The organism is Streptomyces sp. NPDC052101, assembly GCF_040680235.1.
Taxonomy (GTDB): domain Bacteria; phylum Actinomycetota; class Actinomycetes; order Streptomycetales; family Streptomycetaceae; genus Streptomyces.
The window spans coordinates 18,646-28,501 of the sequence record NZ_JBFAWH010000058.1 but is presented as its reverse complement, the minus strand read 5'-3'; the positions used below and the strand labels follow the sequence as shown (position 1 = coordinate 28,501).

The 9,856-nt window shown below is 72.8% G+C and carries 11 protein-coding genes and 1 pseudogene; 8 read left to right on the top strand and 4 right to left on the bottom strand.

What is annotated here, in order from left to right:
* Window positions 1–67: pseudogene (locus AB0L75_RS41700) on the top strand (TetR/AcrR family transcriptional regulator); the annotation flags it as partial.
* A gap of 37 nt (window positions 68–104) precedes the next feature.
* Here AB0L75_RS41700 and AB0L75_RS41695 read toward each other — a convergent pair.
* Window positions 105–1,124: an aspartate-semialdehyde dehydrogenase gene (locus AB0L75_RS41695; protein WP_365191501.1), complete on the bottom strand. Its 1,020-nt coding sequence runs from the start codon at window positions 1,122–1,124 to the stop codon at window positions 105–107.
* A gap of 361 nt (window positions 1,125–1,485) precedes the next feature.
* Here AB0L75_RS41695 and AB0L75_RS41690 point away from each other — a divergent pair, with 361 nt between their 5' ends.
* On the top strand, window positions 1,486–2,007 hold the full coding sequence (locus tag AB0L75_RS41690) for a sigma-70 family RNA polymerase sigma factor (RefSeq protein WP_365191504.1): 522 nt from the start codon (window positions 1,486–1,488) through the stop codon (window positions 2,005–2,007).
* Between the two features lies 1 nt (window position 2,008).
* A complete protein-coding gene (locus AB0L75_RS41685) occupies window positions 2,009–2,887 on the top strand; it encodes a hypothetical protein (RefSeq protein WP_365191500.1) in 879 nt (292 codons plus the stop codon).
* Between the two features lie 56 nt (window positions 2,888–2,943).
* On the opposite strand, the gene AB0L75_RS41680 is transcribed toward AB0L75_RS41685, so the two are convergent.
* The gene (locus AB0L75_RS41680) at window positions 2,944–3,147 is read right to left on the bottom strand and encodes a hypothetical protein (RefSeq protein ID WP_365191505.1); all 204 of its coding nucleotides are present in this window, start codon (window positions 3,145–3,147) and stop codon (window positions 2,944–2,946) included.
* 58 nt (window positions 3,148–3,205) lie between these two features.
* Complete coding sequence (locus AB0L75_RS41675; protein ID WP_365191499.1) at window positions 3,206–3,748, bottom strand: CGNR zinc finger domain-containing protein; 543 nt, start codon at window positions 3,746–3,748, stop codon at window positions 3,206–3,208.
* Between the two features lie 109 nt (window positions 3,749–3,857).
* On the opposite strand from AB0L75_RS41675, the gene AB0L75_RS41670 reads away from it, so the two are divergent.
* From AB0L75_RS41670 to AB0L75_RS41650, 5 genes are all read left to right on the top strand, one after another.
* On the top strand, window positions 3,858–4,304 hold the full coding sequence (locus AB0L75_RS41670) for a VOC family protein (RefSeq protein WP_365191498.1): 447 nt from the start codon (window positions 3,858–3,860) through the stop codon (window positions 4,302–4,304).
* 2 nt (window positions 4,305–4,306) lie between these two features.
* Complete coding sequence (locus tag AB0L75_RS41665; RefSeq protein ID WP_365191497.1) at window positions 4,307–5,203, top strand: pyridoxamine 5'-phosphate oxidase family protein; 897 nt, start codon at window positions 4,307–4,309, stop codon at window positions 5,201–5,203.
* Between the two features lie 27 nt (window positions 5,204–5,230).
* A complete protein-coding gene (locus AB0L75_RS41660; protein ID WP_365191496.1) occupies window positions 5,231–5,698 on the top strand; it encodes an NUDIX hydrolase in 468 nt (155 codons plus the stop codon).
* A gap of 200 nt (window positions 5,699–5,898) precedes the next feature.
* Window positions 5,899–7,653, top strand: a complete 1,755-nt coding sequence (locus AB0L75_RS41655) for a TIGR03767 family metallophosphoesterase (protein WP_365191495.1) — start codon at window positions 5,899–5,901, stop codon at window positions 7,651–7,653.
* A 175-nt stretch (window positions 7,654–7,828) separates the two neighbouring features.
* Window positions 7,829–9,022 carry a glycosyltransferase gene (locus tag AB0L75_RS41650; RefSeq protein WP_365191503.1) on the top strand — a complete coding sequence of 398 codons (1,194 nt, stop codon included), beginning with the start codon at window positions 7,829–7,831 and terminating at the stop codon, window positions 9,020–9,022.
* Between the two features lie 18 nt (window positions 9,023–9,040).
* Here AB0L75_RS41650 and AB0L75_RS41645 read toward each other — a convergent pair whose 3' ends face one another.
* The gene (locus AB0L75_RS41645; RefSeq protein WP_365191494.1) at window positions 9,041–9,850 is read right to left on the bottom strand and encodes an SGNH/GDSL hydrolase family protein; all 810 of its coding nucleotides are present in this window, start codon (window positions 9,848–9,850) and stop codon (window positions 9,041–9,043) included.
* Window positions 9,851–9,856 lie beyond the last annotated feature (6 nt).

The window sequence follows — 9,856 nt, the reverse complement described above, 5'->3', positions numbered from 1 at the left end:
CACCATGGACGCCTTTTTCGCGTACGTCGAGGACGACGGCGGCGCCTTCCGGCTGGTCTTCGAGTCGGCGCGCGCGTGGCCGCCCCTTTGCCGTACCGGAGGTGTTACTTCGCGGACAGCTCCGCCGCCACCAGCTCCGCGATCTGCACCGCGTTCAGCGCGGCGCCCTTGCGGAGGTTGTCGTTGGAGAGGAACAGGGCGAGGCCGTGGTCCACCGTCTCGTCGCGGCGGATACGGCCGACGTACGACGGGTCCTGGCCGGCCGCCTGCAGCGGGGTCGGGATGTCGGAGAGGGCGACGCCGGGAGCCCCGGCCAGCAGCTCGGTGGCGCGCTCGGGGGTGATCGGGCGGGCGAAACGGGCGTTGATCTGGAGGGAGTGGCCGGAGAAGACGGGCACGCGCACACAGGTGCCGGAGACCTTCAGGTCCGGGATCTCCAGGATCTTGCGGGACTCGTTGCGCAGCTTCTGCTCCTCGTCGGTCTCGTTCAGACCGTCGTCGACGATCGAGCCCGCCAGCGGGAGCACGTTGAAGGCGATCGGCCGCTTGTAGACCGCCGGCTCGGGGAAGTCGACCGCGGCGCCGTCGTGGGTCAGCTTGTCGGCATCGGCGACGACCTTCTGCGCCTGGCCGTGCAGCTCGGCCACGCCCGCGAGACCGGAGCCGGACACCGCCTGGTAGGTGGCGACGACCAGTGCTTCGAGGCCCGCCTCCTCGTGCAGCGGCTTCAGGACCGGCATCGCGGCCATCGTGGTGCAGTTCGGGTTGGCGATGATGCCCTTGGGGCGGTCGGCGACCGCGTGCGGGTTCACCTCGGAGACGACCAGCGGGACCTCGGGGTCCTTGCGCCAGGCCGAGGAGTTGTCGATCACTACGGCGCCCTGGGAGGCCACCTTCTCGGCCAGCGCCTTGGAGGTCGCGCCACCGGCGGAGAAGAGGACGATGTCCAGGCCGGTGTAGTCGGCGCTCGCCGCGTCCTCCACCGTCACCCCGTCCAGCACGGTGCCGGCCGAGCGGGCGGAGGCGAACAGGCGCAGCTGCGTGACCGGGAAGTTCCGCTCCGTGAGGATCCTGCGCATGACCGTGCCGACCTGACCGGTGGCTCCGACGATTCCGACCCTCACAGCGACTCCCTCTTTGTGTCTCTTCCACGACCAGGTGCTTGACCGGGGCGTTTCCATCATGCGGCCGACCCCGGTCCACCTGTCCAATTCTTTGCGATGCGTGCCCGAGGAGTGGGACAGGCTCACCCGGCGGACGGTTCCGTCCCCGCGCCGTACACCCCGTCGAGCCGGAGATGTTCCCCCGCCCGGGGCCCCGCGCCGCAAGCTGTGCTGTCGTGCCCCTGCCCGTCCGGACTCCGGCCACGCGCGGTGTGACGTACGCCTCCGAGAAGGCGGCCGAACGTTTCCGTCCCCTCCGGCGTCGTAGGGACGACGCGTGAGGGGGTGGCCTGTGCTGCGCGGAGGGACGCGCCGCGACCAGGTGTCGCACACGGCCGGTACGGACGACCGTACCGGCGACGACCCGCTGGACGCGGACCAGGAACGCCGGGTGCGGGCGGTGCTCGCGCTCGGCGGGGTGCCGCAGTCGGACCTGCCGGACGGGGTGCAGCAGGTACGGCTGCGGCTGCTGGAGCGGACCGCGAGCGGCCGGGAGGCGCCGCGGGACGTGTCGGCGTGGGCGGCGGTGGTCGCCTCCCGGCTCGCCATGGACTGGCACCGGGCCAGGCGGCGCCAGGACCGGCTGGGGGAGCGGCTGGCCGCGCTGCGCGAGCCCGCGCACCCTTCCGGCGAGGAGACCAGCCTGCTCTCCCTCGCCGTGGCCCGGGGCCTGGACGAACTGCCCGCCGCCCAGCGGCAGGTGCTCGTCCTGCGCTTCTTCGCCGACCTGCCCGTGCGGGCCATCGCCGAGGAACTGGGCATCCCCGAGGGCACGGTCAAGAGCAGACTGCACTCGGCGGTCCGCGCGCTGCGCGACCGCCTGCACGAGGACGAGGTGGTGTGACGTGACCGCCGGACAAGGGGGCGCGCGGGGCGCGGGAAGCGCCGGGGAGTACGACGGCATGGACGCCCTGATGGCCGCGATCACCGGGGAACAGGTGCCGGAAGAGGCCCGCCGGGACCGCGCCTTCCTCGCCGAGCACCGGGCGGCCGAGGCCGATGTGGCGGTGCTGAAGGAGCAACTGGCCCGGATCGCGGAGGCGTTGACGGGGGAGACGGCCATGGCCGAGGTGGCCATGGCGGAGGTGGCCATGGAGGAGGCGGAGACCGAGGACGGTCCTCGGCCGGTGCCGCGCCCGCGCCGTGTCGCGCGCCCGGCGAGGCCCGGCCGCCGCCCCCCGCGGCCGGGCCGGTCCTCGGGGCCGCGCCGGGCGGTGCGGATCGCCCTCGGGGCGCTCGCCGGGGCCGCGGCCTGCGCGCTGGTCCTCGGGTTCGGCTGGCTGGTGACGCACTCCGGCGCTCAGCAGAACGACAGCGCGCGCGCCGCCGACAAGGCCGTGCGCGAGCCCCCGGCCAGGGTCTCCGGGGACGGCGGAGCGCCCGCCGACCCGGCACTCGACCTGGCCTGCTCCAGGCTGGTCGTGGAGGGCACGGTGGCCGGGGTGGAGCCGCAGCGGCCGTCCCCCTGGTCGAAGATCACGCTCACCGTGATCCGCTCCTACAAGCCGGCGCACGGACCGGCCGAGGTCGGCTTCCTGCTCGACGGCGGCGCGCACCCCGCCCCGCGCAAGGGTCAGCACGTGCTGGTCCGGGTCGGCCTGGGGCAGCGCAACGCGAGCCTGTGGGCCGTCGGAGACACCCGTGTGGCCGTCGACCGGGCCTGGATCACCGAGGCGCTGCCCGAGTCCCGGCACACGGCCTGCCCGTCGGACGGGTCGTCCTGAGGACGGCAGGGGCGGATGTCCCCCGGACACCCGCCCCGCACCGCGGTCACCGCGGACTACGGCGTGACCTTCCCCATCCGCACGCCGCCGGCGCCCGCGACCTGCCCGGTCACCGTGGCCGAGTCACCCGTGCCCGGCTTGACCGGGGCGGAGTCGTCGACCGTGACGGTGCCGAGCGTGGGGGAGAAGAACACGTCCCGGCGGGACTGGGCACCGGCGGGCACGGTGAGGAAGTACGACTGCGTGCTGTTGCGCTGCACCGAACCCGAGGCGGGGGAGGTGTGGTCGACGGGGGTGGAGAACCGACCCGGTTTCCGCTCACTGCTCCTTCGAGCGCGCGTAGTGCCGGGACGCCTTGGCGCGGTTGCCGCACGCGGCCATCGAGCACCAGCGGCGGGTGCCGTTCCGGGACGTGTCGAGGAAGTGCAGGATGCAGCCGCCGCCGGAGCAGGTGCGGATCCGCTCCGGCGCGCGGGTGATCAGGTCCAGATAGTCGCGGGCGGCGAGCCAGGCGGGTCCCCAGGAGGGGTCGGCGAACTCCGGCTCCTCGGCGGGGCCGTCGGCGGTCAGCCGGGCCCGGATCCGTCCGTGCGCGAGGACGGCGTCGACGAGCGGCGCCGCCTCCCGCGGCGACCCGTGCACCGCGACGGTGAGCGCCTCGCGGGCCTCGCGCAGATGGCCCAGCACCTCCGCATCGGCCCGGTGGGCGCCGGCCAGCCCGTTGCTCGCGAGCCACACCGCCAGCCCGTCGGTGCCGTCGAGCAGGTCCTGGGTGACGCCCTCCCGGTTCCAGCGGGTGTTGAGCAGGTCGAGCGCGAGGGGCTCACCGGTGAGCGGACGGGGATCGCGGGCGGCGGACATCGGGCCCTCCTTCTCGGCTAACCGGTCAAGCGTACGTCACCGGTTGACTCGATCGAATCTAACCCTCTATCGTCGATTACGAAGGTTAGTCAGAGTGAAGGGGAACATCATGGCTCCGCGCATCGCGCACACCGGTCTCAACGTCACCGACCTCGACCGCTCCCTCGCCCTCTACCGCGATCTGCTCGGCTTCGCCGTGCTCGCCGAGGGCAAGGAGGACGACCAGCGCTGGGCGATGCTGGGGGAGATCGGCGGGCCCCCGCTCGTCACCCTCTGGCAGCAGGCGCAGGGGTCGTACGACAGCGGCCGCCCCGGACTGCACCATCTCGCCTTCACGGTCGACTCGATCGACCGCGTCCGCGACTACGAGAGCGCGCTGCGGGCCGCCGGAGTGGAGTTCGCCTACGAGGGAGTGGTCGCCCACCGCGAGGGCGGGACCTCGGGCGGGATCTTCTTCCACGACCCGGACGGCATCCGCCTGGAGATCAGCGCACCCCTCGGCCCCGACGGCGCCCCGGCCCCGCACACAGCGGCCCCGACCTGCGGTTTCTTCTAGCCATGGGCACGTATCACGAGGGCTCGCTCGCCCTGCAGGAACGGCTGGGCGTACGCGAGCGCGCCGACCACGTGGGCCGCTCCCTGGGCCAGGACATCAAGCCGGTCGCAGCGGCCTTCCTGGAGCTGCAGCCCCTGCTGATCGTGGGCGCGGCGGACCCGGGGACGGGGAGGGTGTGGACGTCGGCGCTCACGGGCACGCCCGGCTTCGTCCGGGCCACGGGCCCAAGGCAGATGTCGGTCAGCAGGAACATGGGGCGGGACAGCCGGCCCGATCCGCTCGGCACGGCCCTCGACACCCCCGGCACCTCCATAGGCACCATCGCCCTCGACCCCCGAACCCGTCGCCGCATGCGCCTCAACGGCCGGCTGAGGCCGACACCCCGCGGGTTCGCCGTCGAGGCCGACCAGGTCTTCTCCAACTGCCCCAGACACATCCAGCGCAGGGAGACGTACGAGACACTCGCCGACCGCCCACCGGGCAACCCCCGCCGGCTCACCGAACTCGACGCGCAGGCGACAGAGTTCATCCGCTCGGCCGACACCTTCTTCCTGGCCACGGTGCACCCCGGCGGGGCCGACGCCAGTCACCGCGGCGGCAACCCCGGCTTCGTCCAGGTCGCGTCCCCGCGCGAACTGACCTGGCCGGACTACCCCGGCAACGCCATGTTCCTCACCCTCGGCAATCTCCGCACCGACCCCCGTGCCGGACTGCTCTTCCTCGACTGGGTCACGGGCACCACTCTCCAGCTCACCGGCGAGGCGCACGCCGAGTTCACCGCTGACGGCGAGCGCATCGTCCGCTTCGCCCTCGGCGAGGCCCGGTGGACCCCGTCCGCGCTGCCCCTGCGCTGGTCCGCACCCGATTATTCCCCGGCGAACCCGGAGGTGCCGGGCTAACGTCCGGGGATGCGAAGGAACTTGAGGGTGGCGGCCTACGCCGTGTGCGTCCGCGACGGACAGCTCCTGCTCGCTCGCTCACCCGGCCCTGACGGCACTCCCGAGTGGGTGCTGCCCGGTGGCGGAATGGAGCACGGCGAGGACCCGTACGACACCGTCCGACGCGAGGTCACCGAGGAGACCGGCTACCGCATCGAGGTGACCGGTCTTCTCGGCGTGGACTCGCGGAGACTGGTCGGCGAACCGCGCGTCGGCCGCCGTACGGACCACCACGCGCTGCGTCTCGTCTACGAAGGAGAGGTCGTGGACGGCGAACTCCGGTACGAGGTGGACGGATCGACGGATTTCGCAGCATGGCATGACCTTTCGGCCGTACCGGACCTGAACCGGGTGCGCCTCGTCGACCTCGCGCTGCGGCTGTGGCGGGAGCGCCCCGCGCACGGCCGTCTCACCGCCGAAGCCCCTCCCCTACCCCGGGAGATGAACGAGGAGTAACTGCCCCTGGGCCACCCGCGATCCACTCCATGGCCGCCCCCGGTACCCCGTGATCCACGTACGGTGATCGGCGCTGCGCGTTGCCGCCGCGTTCACGCGCAGGCCATCCCCGGTGCCAACGATCCAGAGCGAGCGGGACGTTCGCGTCCGCGACGGCCCGCGACCACTGCCGACGCGTTCGCACCCGGGGAGATCGCGCCATGTCGCGCACACGCTCTGTCGCCACCTCCGCTCAGGGGGTCAACCGCCGTACTGTCCTCGCCGCCGCCGGAGCGGTCTCGCTCTCCGCGGGCGTCGGCTACGCCCTGCGCCCCACCGACAGCGAGGCCGCGACCACCACGGGCGCGGCGCCCGTCGCCCACTCCCGGCAGGATGCCGCGGCGACCCCGCTCGCCCCCTACACCAAGGGCACCACCCTCGCCTCCGTCGCAGCCCCGCGCAACAGCTCCGGCTACCGCCGGCTCGGCGACGGCCCCGGCTGGAAGCCCGTCGTGCGCAGCGAGCTGGCCGCGCCCAAGTCCGGGCGGGCCGGGCGCCGTACGGCCCTCGCCGCGTTCGTGCAGCTCACCGACCTGCATCTGCAGGACGTCCAGCACCCGTTGCGCGCGGAGTTCCTGCGCTCCAACGGCGTGCACGCCTGGCGTCCCCAGGAGGCGCTGACCGTGCAGGGCGCCATCTCGCTCGTCGAGCGGGTCAACGCCCTGAAGGGCGCCCCCGTCACCGGCGCGCCGCTCGGCTTCGTCATGACCACCGGCGACAACACCGACAACAACGCCCACTCCGAACTGGAGTGGTACATGCAGGTGATGAGCGGTGGCCGCATCAGCCCCAACACCGGGGACCCGAAGCACTACGAGGGCGTGCAGAACAGCGGCCTGAAGCTCTACTGGCAGCCCGACGCCGCCATCCGCGACAACGACAAGGCGCTTGGCTTCCCGCAGGTGAAGGGCTTCCTGGCCGCCGCCGTCCGCGAGGTGCAGAGCCCCGGTCTCCGTCTGCCCTGGTACTCCACCGTCGGCAACCATGACGTCCTCGCCCTCGGCTGCTTCGGCGTCCATGCCGACCCGTACCTCGCCGAGGCCGCGATCGGCGGCAAGAAGCTGATGAGCCTCTCCGCCGCCGATGCCAAGAAGTTCCAGGAGGCCGTCAAGAACGCCAGGGACCCCCACGGCGTCGCCTACCGCGACCTGCTCAAGGCCCACGCCCGCTCGATGCGTTCGGTCACCGCGGACGAGAAGCGCGCCCTGTACACCCCGGCGGACTACCTCAAGGCCCACCTGGACCCCGCCTACCAGGGCCATGGCCCGATCGGGCACGGCTACTCCTCGGCGAACCTCGACGCGGGCACCCAGTACTACGTCTTCCGCATCTCCGCCGACGTCATCGGCATCAGCCTCGACACCACCGACGCCTGCGGCAGTCCCAACGGGTCCATCGGCACCGCCCAGCTGCAGTGGCTCGACAGGACGCTGAAGGACAACAAGGACTCCTACGCCGTCGTCTTCAGCCACCACACCAGCACGACGATGGACAACACCTGGCCCGATCCGGCCCGCCCCGGCGAGAAGCGGCACAGCGGCGCCGAGGTGCTCTCCGTCCTGGGCGCCCACGCCAATGTCGTGGCCTGGGTGAACGGCCACGTCCACGAGAACGTCATCACCCCGCACCGGGGCTCCGGCGGCCGCTCCTTCTGGGAGATCTCCACCGCCTCGCACATCGACTACCCCCACCTCGCCCGGATCATCGAGCTGGTGGACAACAAGGACGGCACGATCTCCGTGTTCACCACGCTGATCGAGTCCGCCGCCCCGCACCGCACCGACTTCGCCGACCTCTCCCAGACCGGCCTCGCCGCCCTCTACCGCGAGCTGGCCTACAACGCCCCCGGCGCCAGCACGGCCCTCGGCGGCACCGCGGCCGACCGGAACACGGAGCTGGTGCTGAAGAAGGGCTGATCCCGGCGTCCGGAATTCTGTGGGGCACCGTTTCATTCGCGTTGTTTCGTGTTAACGCGTACGCAATGTCCGTACCGCCTCATATCGGCTAACCCGCTGTTCACGGGGATGGCTCGATCTTCTCGATCATTTATGCAAGGCGGGTGGTCGTGTGCGCGCTTCGCACGGGCTGCGTGTGCTGTCGGTCTACGAGGGTTTCTTCTCCGGAGGAGCCCGGATCGTGCACAGTGACGTCGTACTGGGACTGGCCGAGGGCGGCCAGTCCCACCAGGTGCTCAGCATCCATGGTGAGGTCCGCCGGGAGGCAACCCGGCAGCGTATGGAGGACGACCAGTGCTACCGGGCGCTGACCGCCGGCGGCATCGGCGTCACCTCGCTCGGCCGTAGCGCGGGCCTGACGGACGGGGCGCTCGCGGCGAATGTTTTCAGCGGACCCGAGCTGGCCGAAACCGCGCGGGCGATGGCCGGTGCGGATGTGATCCTCTCCCTGAAGGAGCAGCCGCTGGCCCTGCTGAACCAGGCCGGTCTGCCCCGCCGCCCGGTCGTGGTCGCGCTGCACCGCTCCGACCCGGAGAACCAGGGCCCCGCGCTGGACGAGCTGAAGGCCGCCATCGCCGACGGCACCGTGGCCGCGTGCGTGTGCTGCGCCGAGTCCACCCGGGCCGCCTATGCGGCCGTCGGCATTCCGGCCCGGCTGCTGCACGTCATCCCCAACGGCGTCGACCTGCTCCGTTTCCGCCCCGACCCGGCCGTCCGGCTAGCCCTGCGCGCCTCCCTCGGGATCGCCGACCGGGCACCCGTGGTCGTCTTCGCGGCCCGGTACGCGGCGATGAAGAACGTCCCCCTCCTGCTGCGCGCGGCGCGCGCCTGGCTGGCCGGAGCGGGCGGCGGCCACCTGGTGATGTGCGGGGCGGGGATGACCCCGGGCAACTCCGGGCTGCGCGCGGACCTCGCCGACGCCTTCGCGGACGCGCCGGACCTCGCCGACCGGGTGCACCTGCTCGGCGTACGGCACGACATGCCGGCCGTGTACGCCGCCGCCGACGTCGTCGCGCTGACCTCCGTCTCCGGGGAGGCGGCGCCGCTGTGCCTGATCGAGGGCATGATGTGCGGCGCGGTCCCGGTGACGACCGACGTCGGCGACAGCGCGGCCATCGTCGCGGGTCACGGCTTCGTCACCCCGCCGGACCCGGGCGCGATAGCCCTGGCCTGGACGGCCGCGGCGGCGGGCCGCGCGGACCTCGCCCCCGCCCTGGAGGCCGCCCGCGAGCGCTTCAGCCGCACCCGGATGATCGCGGCCTACGCGGCGCTGCTCGACCGCCTGCACGCGGAGGCCGCCCCCGCGCCCTCGCTCACGGATCCGCTGTAGCCCTGGCACCGTCCCCGCTCAGGCGGCCCGGTCCAGGGCCGGGAGGTAGCCGAGCGCCTGTCCCGGCGCCGTCGGGTGGTACGACTCGGTGACGACCGGTATGTCGACGCCGCGCAGCCAGGGGCTCCGGGAGCAGATCTCGTGGTCGGCGAAGGCGGCCCTGACATCGGCGAAGGTGAACCCGTGGGCGGCGGCGCGCCGGGCGATCACGGCGTCGAGGTGATCCACGCCGTCGTTGACGGCGGCGCGCGCCCTGTCCTGCAGGCCGACCTCGCAGGTGCCTCTCAGGTGGTAGAAGCGCGGATACCCGAGCACCACGACGTGGGCGGCGGGGGCGCGGTTCCTGATGGCTGAGTAGAGCCGGTCCAGGTCGTGCACGAGGGGTCCGTCCATGGTCGTACGGGCGTGGGCGACGGCGTCCAGGCACCGGGAGGTGCCGCCCAGCGCGCAGGTCGCCATGGTGCCGGCGAAGCCCGAGTCGCTGCCGCCGACGGTGAGGGTGACCAGCCTGGTCCGGGGGCTGAGCGGGCCGAGCTGGCCGGACAGGACGTCCTTCGCCTGGGCGCCGTTGCACGCGGGGAAGGCGAAGGCGGTCGCCCCGTGCGCCCGGGCCCACAGGACGGGGTACGCCCGGCTGCTGCGCTTGCAGCCGGCGAGGCCCGGGAGGTAGTCGCCGGAGCCGACGCCGGCGGAGTAGGAGTCGCCGAGGGCCACATAGTCCGTGGCCGCTGTCGCGGGCGCCCCCTGGGCCGTCGCGGGGGCGGCGACGAGGCAGGCTGTCACGAGCAGGAGGGAGGACGACCAGGCCGCTGTCCGGGAATGTCGCATACGTCC